Source organism: Sphingomonas faeni (assembly GCF_040407495.1).
In the GTDB taxonomy this organism is placed as follows: domain Bacteria; phylum Pseudomonadota; class Alphaproteobacteria; order Sphingomonadales; family Sphingomonadaceae; genus Sphingomonas; species Sphingomonas faeni_D.
The window spans coordinates 724,120-742,567 of sequence record NZ_JAPZPP010000002.1 but is presented as its reverse complement, the minus strand read 5'-3'; the positions used below and the strand labels follow the sequence as shown (position 1 = coordinate 742,567).

The following is an 18,448-nucleotide window of genomic DNA, read 5'->3' as shown; positions in this document are numbered from 1 at the left end:
GCAAGCGAGGCCGATGTTCAGGCCCCCTCAACCCGAGTCACCCGCGAGCCTTCTGCAAAGACCCCGCGATCCGTCGCGCAAGACTCCGTGGCGTAAACCGTATCCCCTCGGCCATCGCGAAGTTCAGCGCACCCGACACCTTCACCGCGCGGTTTGCGGCCAGCGCCGCCAACCCGTCACGCACCACCGCCGCCGGATCGCTCGCCAATCGCTCGAACAGCGCGGTATCGCCAAGCCCCGCCACATCGGCGAACTCGGTCCGCGTCGGCCCGGGGCACAGCGCCGCCACACGCACGCCCTTGCCCTTCACCTCCTCGTGCAGCGCTTCGGAAAAGCTCAGCACGAACGCCTTGCTCGCATAATAGACCGCCATCCACGGCCCCGGCTGGAACGACGCGACCGAGGCAAGGTTGAGGATCCCGCCCGATCCACGCGCGATCATCTGCGGCAGCACGGCATGCGTCAGCGCCACCAGCGCACGGCAATTGAGGTCGATCATGCCCAGTTGCAGCGCGCTATCGAGCTCCGCGAAATCACCCCGCGCACCGAACCCGGCATTGTTGACGAGTATGTCGATCGGCAACGCGGCGGCTGCGATGGCAGCAATGAGCGTGTCCGGACCAGCCTGATCCGCAAGGTCGGCAGCAAATACATGCACCGTGACGCCGTGCGCCGCACGCAGTTCGGCCGCCAGCGCCTCCAACCGATCGACCCGACGCGCCGTCAGGATCAGCGCATTGCCCTCGGCCGCAAGCGCCCGCGCAAAGCCTTCGCCCAACCCCGCCGATGCGCCGGTGATCAATGCCGTCGTCATAGCCCGCATCCCCATCCGAGAAGCCGCGAACCTGCGCCGCCGCCAAGGTCTTGGCAACAACCCCCTCTCCCGTCGGGGGAGAGGGAAGGGGCCCGCGGCGTCTTCGCCGTGGGAAGGGTGAGGGCACGCCACGTTGGCGGGCGCGTCAAACGATCTCGAACAACCCCGCCGCGCCCATGCCCCCCGCAGTGCACATCGACACGACAACATAGCGCACCCCGCGTTTGCGTCCCTCGATCAGCGCATGCCCGACCAGCCGCGAGCCCGTCATCCCGAACGGATGCCCGACCGCGATCGCGCCGCCGTTGACGTTATACTTCTCCGGATCGATCCCGAGAAAATCGCGGCAATACAGGCACTGCGACGCGAACGCCTCGTTCAGCTCCCACAGGCCGATGTCACCGACCGACAACCCCGCCCGCTCGAGCAGTTTCGGGATCGCAAAGATCGGCCCGATTCCCATCTCCGCCGGGCTGCACCCCGCCGCCTGAAACCCGCGGTAGATGCCGAGGATGTCCTTGCCCTCGGCCTCCGCGGTCTTGCGATCCATCAGTAGTTGCGCAGATGCCCCGTCTGACAACTGGCTCGCATTACCCGCAGTCACGCTGGATCCCGGCCCCGAGAACTCGCCGCCCGGCCACACCGTCTTCAGCCCGCGCAATCCTTCCAGCGTCGTCCCCGCGCGAATGCCCTCGTCCTGCGACAGGGTGACGCTCTCGCTTCCGGCATGCGCGCCCTGCTTGTCGTAGAGCGCCTTCTCGACCGTGATCGGCACGATTTCCTCGGCAAACGCTCCGCTCGCCAGTCCGGCAGCGGCACGCTGCTGGCTCATCGCGGCATACTCGTCCTGCGCTTCACGGCTGATACCGTATTTCTCCGCGACGATCTCGGCGGTCTCGATCATCGGGATATACGCCGCAGGCTCCTTCGCCACGACGCTGGCGTTGACGAACCGCGGCGCGTCCTTCGTCACGGTGTAGCTGATCGACTCCATCCCGCCCGCCAGCGCAACATCCGCCTCGTCGCACATGATCGTCCGCGCCGCGAGCGCCACCGCGGTCAGGCCCGATCCGCACTTCCGATCGAGCGTAAACGCCGGCACCGACTCCGGCAGCCCGCCCGCGAATATCGCCATCCGCCCGGCATTCCCCCCTTGCGTGCCCCATTGATTGCCGACACCCCAGAACACCTCGTCGATCCGCGTCGGATCGATCCCGGCGCGCTCGACCACCGCGTTCATCACGTGCCCCGCCAGCACCGGTGCCTCGGTCGCATTGAACGCGCCGCGATACGCCTTGCCGATAGCGGTACGGGCGGTCGAGACGATGGCGGCTTCACGCATGCTGGAACCTTTCGAGGGTCGGGTATGCAGATGATCTAGGCGGTGGCACGATCGTTTGAAAGTGCTTTGACGCTATCCGGCGCGCACGCGGGCGGATATCGAGGCCGCTTCGAGGAGAATGCAATGATCGATCAGGCTCGCACAAACGGCGTCGACGTCACCCGCGACGGGCACGTCGCGATCGTCACGTTCGCGCGGCCGCCGTACAACTTCGCCGATCTCGCGCTGATCGAGGCGACCGGGGCTGCGTTCGCCGCCGCGGATGCCGACCGCGACGTGCGCGCGATCATCCTGCAATCCGAGGGCAGAGTGTTTTGCGCGGGAGCGGACCTCGTCAACGCCAATCCGGTCGCTGCGGACCGGGCGGGGGGCGAGCGCAACCCGTTCTACGTCGCCGCCGCGAAGCTGTTCGCCGTCGAGACGCCGGTCGTCGCCGCGATCCAGGGTGCAGCGGTCGGGGCAGGGCTCGGCCTCGCGCTCGTCGCCGATTTCCGCGTGACTTCGCCCGACGCGAAGTTCGTCGCCAACTTCGTCCAGATCGGTTTCCACCCCGGTTTCGGGATCTCCGCGGTACTGGAACGCGTCATCGGTCGCCAGCGCGCGCTGCTGATGGCCCTGACCGCGCGTCGTATCCGAGCCGAGCAAGCGGAGTCCTGGGGGCTGGCGGACGCGGTAGTACCTGCGGACCAGTTGCGCGCTGAAGCGCTGTCGCTCGCAAAGGAAATAGCGGCAGGCGCGCCACTGGCGGTCGGCTCGACACGCAAGACGATGCGCGGAGACTTGTTCGCGTTGGTCCAGTCACAGACCGATCACGAACTCGCCGAACAAGCCTGGTTGCAGAAGACCGACGACTTCGCTGAAGGCGTCCGTGCGGTCAGCGAGCGCCGTCCGGGCAATTTTACCGGCACCTGATTGTTCCCCCGCGAAGGCGGGGGCCCAGACTGGGTTACTGCCTTCGCGGTAGAACAAGCTCGAAGCGGAACCGCCCTTACTTCATCAAGACAAGCTCTTCCGCCATCGTTGGATGCAGCGCGACCGTCGCGTCGAAATCGGCCTTTGTAAGCCCGGCCTTCACCGCCACCGCAGCCGATTGCAGGATCTCCGGACAATCCGGCCCGATCATGTGGATGCCGACCACCCGGTCGGTCTCGCCATCGCAGATCATCTTGTACAGCGACCGCTCGTTGCGGCCCGCCAGCACGTTCTTCATCGGCCGGAAGTCGCTAGAATACACCCGTACCGAGCCTAGTGCTTCGCGCGCCTGCGACTCTGTCATCCCGACACCAGCCATCGGCGGATGGCTGAACACCGCGGCGGGCACGTTAGCGTAATCAACGCGGGTTGGCTTACCGCCGAAGAACGTGTCGGCAAACGCCTGCCCCTCGCGGATCGCGACCGGGGTCAGCTGGATCCGATTGGTGACGTCGCCGACCGCGAAGATCGAGTCGCAGTTCGACCTGTTGTCCTCGTCGACGATCACCGCGCCAGCCGCGTCCATCTCTACGTTCGCGGTATCGAGCCCCAAGCCCTTCGTATTAGGCAAACGACCGGTCGCGAACATCACGAGGTCGACGACGATCGGCTCGTGCCCGCTCATTTTGACCGTCAGGCAGCCGTCCGAATCCTTCTCAATGCTCTCGAAAGTGGCGTTGAAGCGAAAGTCGATGCCCTTGCTCATCGATATCTGAAGCAGCCGGTCGCGGATCGACTCGTCATAGCCGCGCAGGATCACATCGGTCCGGTTGACCAGCGTCACGTGCGACCCGAACTGGTGGAAGATCCCGGCGAACTCGTTGGCGATATAGCCCGCGCCCGCGATCAGCACGCGCTTCGGCACGTCGTCGAGGTGGAAGACCTCGTTCGAGGTGATGCCGTGCTCGGCACCGGGGAACTTGGGCACCAGCGGATGCGCGCCGACCGCGATCAGGATCTTCGCGGCGGTCTTCGTGGTGCCGTCAGCGAGCGTGACTTCGTTGCGGCCGGAGACGACCGCACGCTGGTGGATGATGTCGACGTGATTGTTCTGGAGCGTGGTCGTGTAGGCGCCGTTGATCCGGTCTACCTCCTCCATGACGTTGTCGCGCAGCGTCGGCCAACTGAACGCACAATCGTCGGGCACCTGCCAGCCGAAGCGTTTCGCGTCCTTCAGGTCCTCGGCGAAATGCGCGCCGTAGATCAGCAGCTTCTTCGGCACGCACCCGCGGATGACGCAGGTCCCGCCGACCCGGTATTCCTCGGCGACCGCGACGCGCGCGCCGTGCGCGGCGGCGACGCGCGATGCACGCGTGCCACCCGAGCCTGCGCCGATGACGAACAGGTCATAGTCGAATTGGGTGTCGGTCACGGATGTGGTCTCGGTCACGGGCAGTCCTCGCAGGTCGCGTGCCGCTGGCGAGCGGCTTTGCATGCCATCTGGGGCAGGGGGCGCGAGGCGGCAACCCCGGCGCGGCGATCACGCTGATCGGCTGAGCCTATCGCTGCCCCGCCTTGCGCATCGGCATCGCGTCTATCGTCGCCTCCAGCGCGGCGGCGGGGAAGGGCTTGGCGCTACGCAGTTTCTCGCCGCCGTCCTTGCCAATGAGGATGGCGGTGAAGGTAGCTGGGAGGTGGTATTTGCGGCGGAGCGCTGCGGCTGGGTCGCCTGCGCCGCGAACCGTGTCCCCAACGATTTCCACGATAGTGAGATCGCGGGCGGAGGCGTTGGTTTTCCACGCAGCAAGGATGCGGCGTTGTTCGGCAAGCTCCGCGTCTCCCGCGGTTGCGGCGGAGACAATCAATATCCGCCGTTCCCACTTCATCTGTGCAACGGTAGGAGAGGCTGCGAGCGCGATGGCAAGAAGTAGAGGCATGAGAATGTAACGCCTCAGCCTCTCCAGTTCTCCCGCGCCCTTTAGTTCTCCCGCGCCCTCTAGTTCTCCCGCGAAGGCGGGAGCCCAGGATCACAAACGCTGTGCGTGGTATCCTGGGCCCCCGCCTTCGCGGGGGAACAAGAAAGAGGTTTCCTCTCGGAATTACCCAAAAGCGCGCTTGATCAGGTCGTCCGTCGAGGGATCGAACGTCTGCCCGCCCTTCTCCGCGGCCTTCGCCATTTCCTTCCCCAGCTCCACCCCGAACTGGTCGAACGAGTTGATCCCCAGCAGTACCCCGTTCACGAACACCCGGTGCTCGTAGAACGCGATCAACGCGCCCAGCGTCCGCGCATCCAAATCGTCGAGCAGCAACGTCGACGACGGCCGATCGCCCGAATAGCTCCGCGCCGGATCCTCGACCTGCTTGCCCGCCATCAACGCAGCACCCTGCGCAAATGCATTCAGCAACAGCGCCCGGTGATGCTCCTCGGGCAGCGTATCGCCCGGCTCGATCACCGCGATGAACTCGACCGGCACGAGATGCGTGCCCTGGTGGAGCAACTGGAACACCGCGTGCTGCGCCTCGGTGCCAACCCCACCCCAGGTGATCGCCGCCGAAGGACGCCCGAGCGGCTGCCCGTCGACCGTCACCGACTTGCCGTTCGACTCCATCTCAAGCTGCTGAAGATAGCTCGGCAGCAACCGCAACCGCTCGTCATACGCGAACGGCGCACGCGTCTCGGCATGGCGGATCTGCGTGTAATACAGGTCGGCGAACGCCGCGAGCGCCGGCGCGTTCTCATGCAGCGCCGAAAGCCGGAAATGCCGATCCATCTCGGCCGCACCCTCGAGTAGTTCCTCGAACCGGTCCCAGCCCAGCGCGATCGCTGCCGGAAACCCGATCGTCGACCACAGCGAATACCGCCCACCGACGCTCTCCGCGAACGGCAGGATGCGCGTCTCGTCGACGCCCCATTCCATCGCCTTCTCAGGGGACGCGGTCAGCGCGATCACGCGGCCATACGGGTCCTCGACATTATGCTCGGTCATCCACTGCAGCACGCTTTCGGCGTTCATCAGCGTCTCGGTCGTGGTGAAGGTCTTCGACGCGACCACGAGCAACGTCGCCGCCGGATCGAACTTCGCGAACACGTCCTCCAGCGCAACGCCATCGACATTGGCGACGATCGCCACGTCGTACCTTTTGTCGTCACGCCCCAGCGCATCGACCAGCAACTGCGGCCCCAGCGCCGAGCCACCAATCCCGACGTGCAGGATATGCCGCACCGGACCTAGCGCCTCGGCCTCGATCGCATCGATCAGCGTCCGCATCCGCGCGTGGCTCGCCTGCGCGATCGCGACGCTCTCGGGCTTGCCCTCGCCGCGCTCGGCAGTGTGCTCGACAGCGCGGCCCTCAGTGACGTTGACGACCTCGCCCGAGAACAGCGCCTGGCGCTTGCCCGACAGGTCCTGCACCTTCGTCATCTCCTCGAACGCGGTGACCATGTCCGTCGTCAGATGCGTCTTCGACCAGTCGAAGTGGATCCCCGCGACATCGAGGCTCAGCTTCGAGAGGCGCTCCGAGTCCGCTGCGAACAGGTCGGTCAGCTTGGTGGCGGGCAGGGCTTCGATCTTGGACCAGTCGGCGGTCATGCTACTTCTCCGAATAGACGTGCGCGCCGGTCATGCTGCAAGCGCGAGACCGCGACAACGCTCTTTCGGTGACACGTATCCCGCACACGCTTGACGATAGGCGCGGTCTGCGCAAACCCGCGCACATGGCAAATGACGTTAAGACCAAACCCAAGCGCTCTGAGACGCCCCGTTCTGAAATGGGCGAAACGTTCCGCTTCCTGCTGAAGCTCGCTCTGGTCGTGCTGATCCTGCGCAGCTTCATCTTCGCGCCGTTCAGCATCCCGTCCGAATCGATGCTCCCCCGGCTGCTGATCGGCGACTATCTCTTCGTCTCGAAGTGGAACTACGGCTATTCGCGCTGGTCGCTCCCCGCCGGCGTGCCGCTAATCCCCGGCCGCATCTTCGGCAGCACGCCGACCCGCGGCGACGTCGTCGTCTTCCGCGCGCCCGAAGTGCTCGACCACGACGTCATCAAGCGCGTCATTGGCCTCCCCGGCGAGACCGTCCAGATGCGCCAGGGCACCGTCTACCTCAACGGCAAGGCAATCCCGAAGCTCCGCATCGCCGACTTCACGATCCCGCTGACCGAGAACTTCAACGCCGAGAAATGCGGCGCGCCGTTCGTTGACGTCGTCGCAAACGTCCAGATCTGCCGCTACCCCCGCTTCCGTGAAACGCTTCCGGGCGGCCGCAGCTACGAAGTCCTCGACCAGGCCGAACTCCCCGACCGCGACGACACCGGGCTCTACACGATCCCCGCCGGCCACATCTTCGTGATGGGCGACAACCGCGACGACAGTGGCGACAGCCGCTTCCCCGCACCGCAGGGCATGGGCTACGTCCCGCTCGAAAACGTCGAGGGCAAGGCGGTCGTCAACTTCTTCTCGACCGACGGCGATGCCGAATGGCTGAAGCCGTGGACCTGGGTCAGTGCCGCGCGCTGGAGCCGTATCGGGGAAGGCTTTTGAGCGACCTCGCCGGCTGGCTGAAGACGCTCTTCGGCCGCGCACCGACCAACCTCGCCCCCTATGAGCGCGCGCTGACGCACGGTAGCCAGGCCGCAGCGAACTACGAGCGTCTCGAGTTCTTGGGCGACCGCGTCCTCGGCCTGATCATCGCCGAGTGGCTCTACGAGCTATTCGCCACCGACCCCGAGGGCTCGCTGTCGAAGCGCCTCAACGCACTCGTCACCGGCCCGGTCTGCGCCGACGTCGCGCGAGAACTCGGCGTCCGCGCGCATCTCAAACTCGGCAAACAGGCGCGCGACGACGGCGCCAGCGACAGCGACAACGTGCTCGGCGACGTGATGGAGGCACTGATCGGCGCCTGGTACCAGGAAGCCGGCCTCGACGCCGCCCGCGCCTTCGTCCGCGGCGCCTGGGGGGACCGTGTCCAAGCCGGTGCGAAAGCCCCACAGCACCCTAAGTCCGCACTCCAGGAATGGGCCGCCGCCCACAACCGCAAGCCCCCCGAATACACCATCGTCGAACGCACCGGCCCCGGCCACGCCCCCAAATTCACGATGCTGGTCTCGGTCGGCAAGCTTGCCGAAGCCACCGCGACGGGCTCCAGCAAACAAGAAGCCGAAACCGCCGCGGCCAAGGCGCTGCTCGAGAAGCTCGGCTAAGAAGAATGGTTCACGCGGAGCCGCGGAGCCGCGGAGGTGATGCGGTTGGAACTCCGGTCGTGCCCGAACGCCTCCGAGATAATCGGCGGCGCATGATCGCAGACGGCGCTAGCCCCATGCACACCATCTCCGCGGCTCCGCGTCTCCGCGTGAACCAACTTCTCTTTCTTAAACTGTGAACCGCGCAACGACGGGCAGGGCCGCAGTTCGGCGGGAATGACGCGAGGGCGTTTTGTCTGTATGACCGCCTCCAAATATCCCGATGCCGAAAAGAGCCTAAGTGACCGAACCTACCACCCCTGAAATCCCTGCCCCGAAGCATTGCGGCCTAGTCGCCATCGTCGGCGCGCCGAACGCGGGCAAGTCGACGCTCGTCAACGCGCTCGTCGGCCAGAAGGTCGCGATCGTCAGCCCCAAGGCACAAACGACGCGCGCGAAGCTGATGGGCGTCGCGATCGAGGGCGACACGCAGATCCTGCTCGTCGACACCCCCGGCATCTTCGAGCCCAAGCGCCGCTTCGACCGCGCGATGGTCGCCGCCGCCTGGGGTGGCGCGGAGGGCTCCGACATCATCGCGCTGGTGGTCGATGCCAAGGGCGGGATCGGCGGCAAGGTCACCACGATCGTCGAATCGCTGGTCGGCCGCACCGAGCCGATCTGGCTGATCCTCAACAAGGTCGACCTCGCTGACAAGACCAAGTTGTTGATCCACGCCGAAAAACTCAACGCACTGCTACCCTTCGCCGAAACGTTCTTCATCAGCGCCGGCACCGGCGACGGCCTCGCTCACTTCAAGACGCAGCTGGCGAAGGCGATGCCCGAAGGCCCGTGGCACTATCCCGAGGACCAGGTCTCCGACTCGACCGAGCGCGCACTGGCCTCCGAAGTCACGCGCGAGCAGCTCTATCTCCAGCTCCACGCCGAACTGCCCTATGCGAGCACGATCGAGACCGAGCAGTATATCGAACGCCAGGACGGCTCGTTGGAGATCCACCAGCAGATCCTCGTCGAACGCCCCACCCAGCGCGCGATCGTGCTCGGCAAGGGCGGCGTCCGCATCAAGGAAATCGGCGCCCGCTCCCGCATCGAACTCGCCTCGATCACCGGCAAGCCCGTCCACCTATACCTGCACGTAAAGGTCAAACCCGGCTGGGACGAAGACCGCGAAGTCTACCGCGACATGGGCCTAGACTGGGTCGACTGACCTCAATCGGGAGGATGTTCCCCCGCGAAGGCGGGGGCCCAGACTGGACTCCCGCCTTCGCGGGAGAACAAATCTTCCGTCGCTCACGAGGCGCGCTGAAGTCGCCAACCCACCACCACCCCGGCGAAGGCCGGGGCCCAATTGGGGGACGCCCATAACGGTGGGCAGTGCGTAGTTACTGCGACCTCTCCAATTGGACCCCGGCCTTCGCCGGGGGGGCGATGTGGCGTAGCGTCCGCTTAAGAGAAGCATGTTCCCCCACGAAGGCGGGGGCCAGCCTGGGCCCCCGCCTTCGCGGGGGAACAAGCTTAGGACAGAACCTCCTCGACCCAGGCCGGCACCAGCACCCCCGCCGCACCGATCCGCGTCTGCTCGAAGAACACGCTCCCCATCGAAGGGTCGAGGTTCAGCTCCAGCGTCCGCGCCCCGTGATACGCCGCGGTCTGCACGAACCCCGCCGCCGGATAAACCGCCCCCGAAGTCCCGATCGACACGAACAGATCCGCCTTCGCCAGCGCGGCCTCGATCCGCTCTATCTGGTACGGCATCTCGCCAAAGAACACGATGTCCGGCCGCAACGCCGCAGCCCCGCACGCGCCGCAAACCGATCCCTCCGGCAAAGCCCCCGTCCAAGCCTCACGCGCACCGCAAACGGCACACAAGGCCGACAGTAATTCCCCATGCATGTGCAGCATCCGCGTCGCGCCCGCCCGCTCGTGCAGGTTATCGACATTCTGCGTGACGATCAGCAACTCGCCCTCCCAAGCCGCATCCAACCGCGCAAGCGCCCGATGCGCGGCGTTTGGCTCGACCGTCGCCAGAGCCGCGCGCCGCAGATCGTAGAACCGGTGCACCAGTTCCGGATCCGCCGCGAGCGCCTCGGGTGTGCAGACGTCTTCGACACGGTGCCCTTCCCACAAGCCACCCGGTCCGCGAAACGTCGCGATCCCGCTTTCCGCTGAAATGCCCGCCCCGGTCAGAACGACGATATTCCTGATATCCTGCATCGCGACGATCTACGCCGTGCGTCGTGGTCCGGATAGTGGCCGTTGCGTCGAGATTCCGTCCATCTGCGTACGGGATAGCGCGATGCGCCCGGTTGCCGTCTCCCAGCGTTGAGCTACACCGACCAAGCCACCTTGGCCGCTGAAAACCCGATCGCCGAGGCCGTTGCGGCATCGCGCGCTCCGATACTCGAAGGATTCGATGCGATGTTGACGAAAAAGCTGATGCTGCTGAGCGGTGTGGTTGCGGTCCTTGGCGGCTGTGGTCAGACGACTTCGACGGACTCCAACACCACGACCGCAAACATCGCCATGGGCAACACCAGCGCCGCGACGAGTGCGACCCCGGCCGTAAACCGCGTCCGCGGCGTCATCACCGCGATCGGCACCGACGCGCTGACCGTCCAGACCTATGACGGCAAGTCGGCCACCGTGCCGCTCGACGCCAACACCAAGTTCGCCTGGGTGGTGAAGTCCGACCTGTCGACGCTGAAGGACGGCGATTTCATCGGTACGGCGACGACTGGTCCCGACAACGCGCTGCGCGCGGTCGAACTGGTCATCTTCCCCGAGGCGATGCGCGGCACCGGCGAGGGTCATTATCCCTGGGACGTCCCCGGCGCGGTCGCGGCTGCGGGCGGCGGCACGAGCGGGTCGAGCGCAATGACCAACGGCACCGTCGACGGGCAGAGCGCGATGACCAACGGCACCGTCGATGGCCAGAGCGCGATGACGAACGGCACGGTCGCGCAGCAGAGCGGCATGACTAACGGCACCGTTACCGGCGGGGCAGGCAAGCCCGGCGAGACCAAGCTGAGCATCTCGTACAAGGGCGGCAAGGCACAGGTCGTCGTTCCCGTCGGCACGCCGATCGTCCGGTTCGAGCCGGCCCAGCGCACGGTCCTCGCCAAGGGCCAGAAGCTGTTCGCGATCGTTGCGACCGACTCCAAGGGCGCCAAGTCGGTCGCCGTCGGCAAGGACGGCCTGACGCCACCGATGTAATCCCACTAATACTTTGAGATAATTAGAAAAAGTCGGGGTGGCGCGAAGGCCATCCCGGCCTTTTCCGTTTGGCGGCACCGGATACGCGAGGGCACGTAGGCGTGACCTTGTCGTAACCTTTGGCCGTTTGCGCCCCGATCACCGCGACGACCCCGTCTTCAAAAATCACGCGATCGCCGCTAAGACGCTTGCAAACCTGTATCCGTAAAGGCGCTGCATGACCGTCATCACCGAAGCCGACCTGATCGAAAGCGTCGCCGACGCACTCCAGTTCATCAGCTACTACCACCCGATGGATTACATCCGCGCGCTGGGCGTCGCGTACGAGGCCGAACAGAGCCCCGCCGCCAAGGATGCGATCGCGCAGATCCTGACCAACAGCCGGATGTGCGCCGAGGGCCACCGCCCGATCTGCCAGGACACCGGCATCGTCACGATCTTCGTCAAATGGGGCCAGGATTGTCGCCTCGAGTCGACCCGCAGCTTGCAGGAGGTCGTCGATGAGGGCGTGCGGAAAGCCTATCTCAACCCCGAGAACAAGCTGCGTGCGTCGATCCTCGCCGACCCCGCCTTTACGCGTCGCAACACCAAGGACAACACGCCAAGCGTGATGCATGTCGAGATGGTGCCCGGCAACACCGTCTCGATCGACGTCGCGGCGAAGGGCGGCGGCAGCGAGAACAAGTCGAAGTTCAAGATGATGAACCCCAGCGACTCGATCGTCGATTGGGTGCTCGAGATGATTCCGCAGATGGGTGCGGGCTGGTGCCCGCCCGGCATGCTCGGGATCGGCATCGGCGGCACTGCCGAGAAGTCGATGATCCTCGCCAAGCAGTCGCTGATGGGCTCGATCGACATGGCGCAGCTGAAGGCGCGCGGGCCGAAAAACGATATCGAGGCGCTGCGGATCGAGATCTACGACAAGGTCAACGCGCTCGGCATCGGCGCGCAGGGGCTTGGTGGGCTTTCGACTATCCTCGACGTGAAGATCTTCGACTGGCCGACGCATGCCGCGTCGAAGCCGGTGGCGATGATCCCGAACTGCGCCGCCACCCGCCACGCGCATTTCGTGCTCGACGGCTCGGGCCCGGTGTATCTGGAAGCGCCGAAGCTGGAGGAATGGCCCGACGTCAACTGGACGCCCGACAAGGCCGCGATCCGCGTCGATCTCGACACGCTGACGCCCGAAATCGTGCAGACCTGGAAGCACGGCGACCGCCTGCTGCTCAACGGCAAGATGCTGACCGGGCGCGATGCGGCGCACAAGCGGATCAAGGATATGCTCGATGCGGGCGAGCCGCTGCCGGTCGATTTCAAGGGTCGCGTGATCTATTACGTTGGCCCGGTCGATCCGGTCGGCGAGGAAGTCGTCGGACCTGCGGGGCCCACCACGGCGACGCGGATGGACAAGTTCACGCGGATGATGCTGGACCAGGGCCTGCTGGCGATGGTCGGCAAGGCGGAGCGCGGGGGCGATGCGACCAAGGCGATCGCAGAGGCCAAGTCCGCGTATCTGATGGCGGTCGGCGGGGCGGCGTATCTGGTCGCGCGCGCGATCAAGGGATCGAAGGTCGTTGGCTTTGCCGATCTCGGCATGGAAGCGATCTATGAGTTCGAGGTCAGCGATTTCCCGGTGACGGTCGCGGTCGATTCCGCGGGCGAGAACGTCCACCAGCTCGCACCGCTGGTGTGGCGCGAGAAGATCGCGCGCGAAGGCTTGCTGACGCCGGCATGAAGACCCGCGCGGGCAGAAGGGGGCAGGCGCCAGTCCGGTGGGTCGTGGCCATCCTCCTTCTGCTTGCCGTCGCAGTCGTCCACGCGCCTCAGTTGCTAGCGTTTCCGTATGGGCAGCGGATCGGCACCGTCACGGTCTATGCCGAGCGTCCGATCGATCCGCGGATCGGCAGCGAACTGGCACGCGCGGAAGGGTTGCTGCACGCCAGTCCGATCTACACCGGCCCGTTCGATCGGTCGCTGTTCCTGACGGACGGTGGCTGGCGGTGACGCCTTTTGGCGATCCAATCGTCGGGCGCCTTTGCTTTTCGCCGGCCCTTCGGTTCGGCGATCGTTTTCAACCACAGCACGTCGCTGCCAACCGAGTGACGAACGGTCGTGCGATCGGTGGTACCCGGACGCCGTCCGGCGTGATCGCGCACGAGACGACGCACATCATGATAGCCAACCATCTTGGCGAAGTGCGCAGTGCTATGCTCCCGACCTGGCAGCAGGAGGGGTATGCGGATCATGTCGCGCGCGAAAGCAGCCTGACGGACGCGGAGGCCGCACGCCTTCGCAAGAGCGATCCGGGCGCGTCGGCGCTGGTATATTATGATGCCCGACAACGGGTCGCGGCTGCGTTGAGCGCCAAGCGCGGATCGGTCGACGCGTTCTTCGCGGGCGGCTGAACGAAGCCGAGCCCGGAACGCACCCGGGCCAGTCCTGTTGGTAATACGACCTTATCGGAGCACGCTCATCATGCCCAAGACCGCAATCGCCCTCGTCGCAGCCTTCGCCCTCGCGACTACGGCCTCGGCCCAGACCACTGCGCCACAATCGGCGTCGACTGAGGGTGGCCTGGGCAGCCTCGGGGGACTCGGCGGTCTGCTAGGTGGCGCGTTGCCGAACGTCGGATCGATCGGCGCGGGCAATGCTGCCGGGTTGCTCGGCTATTGCCTGAAGAACAATCTGCTCGGGCAAGGCAGTGCATTTGGCGCCTTAACCGGCGGGCGGAATGCCGCGTCGCGAGCGGGCAGCGCGAAGGCCCCGGCCACCGGCGCGCAGTCGATCCTCCAGCGACTGACCGGGCGACAGGGTGTACAGACGTCGCCGGGCTATGCTGCGGGACAGGATGGCGAAGTGCAGGCGCCGAACGGCCAGGCGTTTTCACTCGACGACCTCGGCGGGCAGGTGAAGACGCGGATGTGCAGCATCGTCCTCAACCGGGCGAAGTCGTTCCTGTAGGGCGGCGGTCTTGGGCAGCCGACGCCTCTACGGGGCAAAGCGCAGCCGTGTGTACCTGGACCAGCATGTTTCCCCGCGAAGGCGGGGATCCAGACTGGGCTCCCGCCTTCGCGGGAGAACAAGGATGTGCGCTGCCCCTCCGATCTGTCACGGACGGCGGCGTGCCAAACGTTTCGAAATATCTGGATAGTTTCGGCCACTCAATGCCGCAAAACTTAATCGATCAAGTACGTAGTGCGGTGCAGTCTGGAATTGGCCCCACATCAGGCGGCGCGGGCCGGGCAATGGGTTTGCCCCCGAGCGCAGCATGCCAACACGCCCCGTAGTTCCCACAAACGAAAAGAGGCTGCCGGATCGTTTCACGACGAACCGACAGCCTCCTGACATGGTCAGCGGCCGGAGAGCTCCAGCCCGGAGGACCATGCGTACCACCTATCCTATGACACACGCGTTGACTGGGAGAGGATACTCCCCACGCATGTCGGCGGCGTTAGCGGTGCGTCCCCCGAACGAACCGAACCGAACTCACTGCTGAACCATGAGACATCGGATCACCTCCTTTCGCTTGTTGAAACAACGCGGCCAAGCCTGACCGCAACGCCAATGTGTGCCGACCGCGCCTGCGATACAAGCCTTGTTTTACGGAAGTTTTCGGGCAATCCTGTCCGACTGCCGGTTCGTCGAAATCAGCCGCGGCAATCCTCGGTGACGCGCTCGATCTCGGCCCAGGCGGGCACCACCAGTGGCGGCAGTCCGGCTTGCTGGACGACGAACCGCCCGCGACTGAACCCCATCGCTTCCAGCAACGAATCGTTCGGCATCAGTGAGGCCGCGACATAAGGCGGCGTGCCTCCGGTCGGCTGTACGGACACGGCGCGCGTCACGCTCGACGTGCGGATCGTCAGCGGCGTCGGCGTACTGCCCGCGCGCGACAGATATACCTGGCGCGTCGTAGTGTCGCACCGCACCGTCAGCGACGCGTCGGCATTGGCTGGCCCGAACAAAGCGATCGAACCGCGCGCATCCCGGCGATACACCCAAGTCCCCGGCGAATACGGCCAGTCGCGCCAGTCCGCCGCAATAGGTACCGGACGCGGCGCGGGAACAGGCGCCGGGGCCACGGTGCGCGGCGGGGGCGGAGCTTCCGCGCGCGGCGGCGGCACGCAGCCCGCGATCGACGCGAGCGTCGCCAGACCGGCAAGCCGCGCTAGGACGAGAGGGCGGGCAAGCGATCGCAAGCCGACGAGGTGAGGGGACGGAGTGCGCATCGCATCGCTATGCGGCACGCCCGGCGGTCGCTCAAGTACGACGAAGCGCGCCCGGCGGGAACCGCCGCACGGTGATACCGGTTCAACGACGGAAGAAATCAGGAGAACGTCCATGTCCGATACCGCCGCCCAGACGCCCACCCAGCTGCTCGTCCAGTCGAACATCTCCGGCACGATGAAGGTCGAGAGCCGCGACGGCGACAATGTCGGCTCGGTCCACGCGTTCATGGTCCACAAGGGCACCGGCCGCGTCACCCACGCCGTCCTCAGCCTCGGCGGCTTCCTCGGCATGGGCAAGAGCTTCTACCCGCTGCCATTCGCCCTTCTCCAGTTCGACGCCGTCCGCGACCTTTACGTCGTCACGATCGACAAGCGCGTCCTCGAGGGCGGCCCGAGCTGGGCGAACAACGCACCGGTATTCGACCAGGCCTATGCCGACCGCGTCGCAAGCTATTACGGGTCGAGCAGGGAGGACCTCGTCGTCGGCTAAGCTACATTTCGACCGGTGCGGGTAAGTTGCCCGCACCGGTGCCGTCCGCGATCACCGCGATCGCGAACCCCCCATCCGCATTTTCTGGCTCTTGCCGTAACGCGTTTTGCGCGTGCCGGGCTTGCCCTCGTTGGACCGCCCCATGACCGGCGCCTTCTGCTGGTCGACCGGCAGGCCGAGTTCCTCGTTCTCCAGCTGGCGGATTTCGTCGCGCAGTCGCCCGGCGGTCTCGAACTCCAGATCGCTCGCCGCCTTGCGCATCTGCTTCTCGAGATCCTCGATATACGCGCGGAGGTTGTGGCCGACCATGTGCGGGCGGTCTTCGTCGATCGGGATCGTCACCTGATCCTGGCTTGCGACATGCGCGATGATGTCGCCGATGTTGCGGCGGATCGTCGTCGGGGTGATGCCGTGCTCGGTATTGTACGCGACCTGTTTCTCGCGGCGGCGCGACGTTTCGTTCATCGCGCGCTCCATCGATCCGGTGACGCGGTCGGCGTACAGGATCACGCGGCCGTCGACGTTGCGCGCGGCGCGACCGATCGTCTGGATCAGCGACGTTTCGGAGCGCAGGAAGCCCTCCTTGTCCGCATCGAGGATCGCGACCAGCCCGCACTCGGGGATGTCCAATCCCTCACGCAACAGGTTAATGCCGATCAGGACGTCGTACACGCCGAGCCGCAGGTCGCGGATCAATTCGATCCGCTCCAGCGTCTCGACGTCGCTGTGCATATAGCGGACCTTGATCCCCGCCTCGTGCATGTATTCGGTCAGGTCCTCCGCCATCCGCTTGGTCAGCGTGGTGACCAGCGTACGGTATCCTAGCGCGGTGGTCTTGCCGACCTCGACGATCAGGTCCTGGACCTGTTCCTCGACCGGCTTGATCTCGACGGGCGGATCGATCAGCCCGGTTGGGCGGATGACCTGTTCAGCGAACACGCCGCCGGTCTGCTCCATTTCCCAACTGCCGGGAGTCGCCGAGACATAGGTCGTCGGCGGCCGCATCGCGTCCCATTCGTTGAAGCGCAGCGGGCGGTTGTCGATCGCCGACGGCAGGCGGAAGCCGTATTCGGCGAGCGTCAGTTTGCGACGGTGATCGCCGCGCGACATGCCGTTGATCTGACCGATCGTGACGTGGCTCTCGTCGACGAACAGCAGCGCGTTGTCGGGAAGATATTCGAACAGCGTGGGTGGCGGTTCGCCGGGCATGCGGCCGGTCAGGAAGCGGCTGTAATTCTCGATCCCCGCGCAGGATCCGGTCGCGGCGATCATCTCAAGATCGAAGTTGGTGCGCTGCTCGAGCCGCTGCGCCTCCAGCAGCTTGCCCTCCAGCACCAGTTCCTTCAGCCGCTCGGCCAACTCGTGCTTGATCGCCTCGCCCGCCTGCTTGAGCGTCGGGCCGGGCGTCACGTAATGCGAGTTCGCATAGACGCGCACCGAGTTCAGCGACGCGACCTTCTTGCCGGTCAGCGGATCGAACTCGATGATCTCCTCGATATCGTCGCCGAAGAACGAGATGCGCCACGCGCTGTCCTCGTAGTGCGACGGGAAGATCTCCAGCGTGTCGCCCTTCACGCGGAAATTGCCGCGCTGGAACGCCGCGTCGTTGCGCTTGTACTGGAGCGCGACGAGCTTCCGCACGATCTCGCGCTGGTCGACCGTCGTGCCTTTTTTGAGGTCGAAGATCATTGCCGAATAGGTCTCGACCGAGCCAATGCCGTACAGGCACGACACCGACGCGACGATGATCACGTCGTCGCGTTCGAGCAGCGCGCGGGTGGCGGAATGCCGCATCCGGTCGATCGACTCGTTGGTCGACGATTCCTTCTCGATGTACGTGTCCGACCGCGCGACATACGCCTCGGGCTGGTAATAATCGTAATAGCTGACGAAATATTCGACCGCGTTGTCGGGGAAGAACGACTTCATCTCGCCATAAAGCTGCGCGGCGAGAATCTTGTTCGGCGCCAGGATCAGCGCGGGCCGCTGGACGCGGTTGATGACGCTGGCCATCGTGAAGGTCTTACCCGAGCCGGTGACGCCGAGCAGCACCTGGTCCTTCTCGCCGTCGCCGATCGCGGAGACGAGTTCGGCGATCGCGGTGGGCTGGTCGCCCGCGGGTTCGTATTCGCTGACGAGGTTGAACCGCTTGCCGCCCTCGACCTTGTCGGGGCGCGCGGTCGGGCGGTGCGGCACGAAGGTGTCGCCGGTTTCGGGCTCGGCGAGGCTGGTGCGGATCTGAATGGCCATCG

Annotated in this window: 19 protein-coding genes; 11 read left to right on the top strand and 8 right to left on the bottom strand. The window is 65.5% G+C overall.

The window, feature by feature from the left end; all coding sequences use genetic code 11:
- Positions 1–37 precede the first annotated feature (37 nt).
- Complete coding sequence (locus O6W96_RS08470) at positions 38–814, bottom strand: SDR family NAD(P)-dependent oxidoreductase (protein WP_353443538.1); 777 nt, start codon at positions 812–814, stop codon at positions 38–40.
- A gap of 145 nt (positions 815–959) precedes the next feature.
- A complete protein-coding gene (locus tag O6W96_RS08465; protein WP_353469128.1) occupies positions 960–2,156 on the bottom strand; it encodes a thiolase family protein in 1,197 nt (398 codons plus the stop codon).
- A gap of 123 nt (positions 2,157–2,279) precedes the next feature.
- Here O6W96_RS08465 and O6W96_RS08460 point away from each other — a divergent pair, with 123 nt between their 5' ends.
- A complete protein-coding gene (locus O6W96_RS08460) occupies positions 2,280–3,068 on the top strand; it encodes an enoyl-CoA hydratase/isomerase family protein (RefSeq protein ID WP_353469127.1) in 789 nt (262 codons plus the stop codon).
- Between the two features lie 76 nt (positions 3,069–3,144).
- On the opposite strand, the gene gorA is transcribed toward O6W96_RS08460, so the two are convergent.
- The gene (gene gorA, locus O6W96_RS08455; RefSeq protein ID WP_353469126.1) at positions 3,145–4,500 is read right to left on the bottom strand and encodes a glutathione-disulfide reductase; all 1,356 of its coding nucleotides are present in this window, start codon (positions 4,498–4,500) and stop codon (positions 3,145–3,147) included.
- Positions 4,501–4,502: 2 nt separating this feature from the next.
- On the opposite strand from gorA, the gene O6W96_RS08450 reads away from it, so the two are divergent.
- A complete protein-coding gene (locus O6W96_RS08450; RefSeq protein WP_353469125.1) occupies positions 4,503–4,625 on the top strand; it encodes a hypothetical protein in 123 nt (40 codons plus the stop codon).
- A gap of 2 nt (positions 4,626–4,627) precedes the next feature.
- On the opposite strand, the gene O6W96_RS08445 is transcribed toward O6W96_RS08450, so the two are convergent.
- Positions 4,628–5,005: a DUF4174 domain-containing protein gene (locus O6W96_RS08445; protein ID WP_353469124.1), complete on the bottom strand. Its 378-nt coding sequence runs from the start codon at positions 5,003–5,005 to the stop codon at positions 4,628–4,630.
- A 162-nt stretch (positions 5,006–5,167) separates the two neighbouring features.
- A complete protein-coding gene (pgi, locus tag O6W96_RS08440) occupies positions 5,168–6,658 on the bottom strand; it encodes a glucose-6-phosphate isomerase (protein ID WP_353469123.1) in 1,491 nt (496 codons plus the stop codon).
- A 179-nt stretch (positions 6,659–6,837) separates the two neighbouring features.
- Between pgi and lepB the strand changes: the two genes are divergently transcribed.
- From lepB to era, 3 genes are all read left to right on the top strand, one after another.
- Positions 6,838–7,608 carry a signal peptidase I gene (gene lepB / locus O6W96_RS08435; RefSeq protein ID WP_353469122.1) on the top strand — a complete coding sequence of 257 codons (771 nt, stop codon included), beginning with the start codon at positions 6,838–6,840 and terminating at the stop codon, positions 7,606–7,608.
- A complete protein-coding gene (rnc, locus tag O6W96_RS08430; protein ID WP_107954640.1) occupies positions 7,605–8,267 on the top strand; it encodes a ribonuclease III in 663 nt (220 codons plus the stop codon). Before lepB ends, rnc begins: the two co-directional genes overlap by 4 nt.
- A 280-nt stretch (positions 8,268–8,547) precedes the next feature.
- Positions 8,548–9,471, top strand: coding sequence for a GTPase Era (era, locus tag O6W96_RS08425; RefSeq protein WP_353469121.1), 924 nt, complete (start codon positions 8,548–8,550; stop codon positions 9,469–9,471).
- Between the two features lie 308 nt (positions 9,472–9,779).
- Here the strand turns inward: era and O6W96_RS08420 are convergent, their stop codons facing one another.
- Positions 9,780–10,478, bottom strand: coding sequence for an NAD-dependent deacylase (locus O6W96_RS08420; RefSeq protein WP_353469120.1), 699 nt, complete (start codon positions 10,476–10,478; stop codon positions 9,780–9,782).
- Positions 10,479–10,682: 204 nt separating this feature from the next.
- On the opposite strand from O6W96_RS08420, the gene O6W96_RS08415 reads away from it, so the two are divergent.
- From O6W96_RS08415 to O6W96_RS08395, 5 genes are all read left to right on the top strand, one after another.
- On the top strand, positions 10,683–11,477 hold the full coding sequence (locus O6W96_RS08415) for a hypothetical protein (protein ID WP_353469119.1): 795 nt from the start codon (positions 10,683–10,685) through the stop codon (positions 11,475–11,477).
- A gap of 217 nt (positions 11,478–11,694) precedes the next feature.
- A complete protein-coding gene (locus tag O6W96_RS08410; protein ID WP_353469118.1) occupies positions 11,695–13,212 on the top strand; it encodes a fumarate hydratase in 1,518 nt (505 codons plus the stop codon).
- A 44-nt stretch (positions 13,213–13,256) separates the two neighbouring features.
- Positions 13,257–13,481 (top strand): hypothetical protein, encoded by a 225-nt coding sequence (locus tag O6W96_RS08405; RefSeq protein WP_353469117.1) that lies wholly within the window; start codon positions 13,257–13,259, stop codon positions 13,479–13,481.
- Between the two features lie 95 nt (positions 13,482–13,576).
- Positions 13,577–13,882, top strand: coding sequence for a hypothetical protein (locus O6W96_RS08400; protein WP_353469116.1), 306 nt, complete (start codon positions 13,577–13,579; stop codon positions 13,880–13,882).
- Positions 13,883–13,952: 70 nt separating this feature from the next.
- Entirely contained in the window at positions 13,953–14,438 is a 486-nt protein-coding gene (locus O6W96_RS08395) for a DUF2501 domain-containing protein (RefSeq protein ID WP_353469115.1), read from the top strand.
- A gap of 686 nt (positions 14,439–15,124) precedes the next feature.
- Here O6W96_RS08395 and O6W96_RS08390 read toward each other — a convergent pair.
- Positions 15,125–15,706 carry a hypothetical protein gene (locus O6W96_RS08390; RefSeq protein WP_353469114.1) on the bottom strand — a complete coding sequence of 194 codons (582 nt, stop codon included), beginning with the start codon at positions 15,704–15,706 and terminating at the stop codon, positions 15,125–15,127.
- 112 nt (positions 15,707–15,818) lie between these two features.
- Here O6W96_RS08390 and O6W96_RS08385 point away from each other — a divergent pair, with 112 nt between their 5' ends.
- Entirely contained in the window at positions 15,819–16,196 is a 378-nt protein-coding gene (locus tag O6W96_RS08385) for a PRC-barrel domain-containing protein (RefSeq protein WP_353469113.1), read from the top strand.
- 51 nt (positions 16,197–16,247) lie between these two features.
- Here the strand turns inward: O6W96_RS08385 and uvrB are convergent, their stop codons facing one another.
- Entirely contained in the window at positions 16,248–18,446 is a 2,199-nt protein-coding gene (gene uvrB / locus O6W96_RS08380) for an excinuclease ABC subunit UvrB (RefSeq protein WP_332799199.1), read from the bottom strand.
- Between the last annotated feature and the right edge of the window lie 2 nt (positions 18,447–18,448).

What these genes read in the sequence shown, in the direction of transcription:
- O6W96_RS08470 (WP_353443538.1), bottom strand. Translation starts at nt 814, where the DNA reads ATGACGACGGCATTGATCACCGGCGCATCGGCGGGGTTGGGCGAAGGC.
- O6W96_RS08465 (WP_353469128.1), bottom strand. Translation starts at nt 2,156, where the DNA reads ATGCGTGAAGCCGCCATCGTCTCGACCGCCCGTACCGCTATCGGCAAG.
- O6W96_RS08460 (WP_353469127.1), top strand. Translation starts at nt 2,280, where the DNA reads ATGATCGATCAGGCTCGCACAAACGGCGTCGACGTCACCCGCGACGGG.
- O6W96_RS08450 (WP_353469125.1), top strand. Translation starts at nt 4,503, where the DNA reads ATGTGGTCTCGGTCACGGGCAGTCCTCGCAGGTCGCGTGCCGCTGGCG.
- O6W96_RS08445 (WP_353469124.1), bottom strand. Translation starts at nt 5,005, where the DNA reads ATGCCTCTACTTCTTGCCATCGCGCTCGCAGCCTCTCCTACCGTTGCA.
- pgi (WP_353469123.1), bottom strand. Translation starts at nt 6,658, where the DNA reads ATGACCGCCGACTGGTCCAAGATCGAAGCCCTGCCCGCCACCAAGCTG.
- lepB (WP_353469122.1), top strand. Translation starts at nt 6,838, where the DNA reads ATGGGCGAAACGTTCCGCTTCCTGCTGAAGCTCGCTCTGGTCGTGCTG.
- O6W96_RS08420 (WP_353469120.1), bottom strand. Translation starts at nt 10,478, where the DNA reads ATGCAGGATATCAGGAATATCGTCGTTCTGACCGGGGCGGGCATTTCA.
- O6W96_RS08415 (WP_353469119.1), top strand. Translation starts at nt 10,683, where the DNA reads ATGTTGACGAAAAAGCTGATGCTGCTGAGCGGTGTGGTTGCGGTCCTT.
- O6W96_RS08410 (WP_353469118.1), top strand. Translation starts at nt 11,695, where the DNA reads ATGACCGTCATCACCGAAGCCGACCTGATCGAAAGCGTCGCCGACGCA.
- O6W96_RS08395 (WP_353469115.1), top strand. Translation starts at nt 13,953, where the DNA reads ATGCCCAAGACCGCAATCGCCCTCGTCGCAGCCTTCGCCCTCGCGACT.
- O6W96_RS08390 (WP_353469114.1), bottom strand. Translation starts at nt 15,706, where the DNA reads ATGCGCACTCCGTCCCCTCACCTCGTCGGCTTGCGATCGCTTGCCCGC.
- O6W96_RS08385 (WP_353469113.1), top strand. Translation starts at nt 15,819, where the DNA reads ATGTCCGATACCGCCGCCCAGACGCCCACCCAGCTGCTCGTCCAGTCG.
- uvrB (WP_332799199.1), bottom strand. Translation starts at nt 18,446, where the DNA reads ATGGCCATTCAGATCCGCACCAGCCTCGCCGAGCCCGAAACCGGCGAC.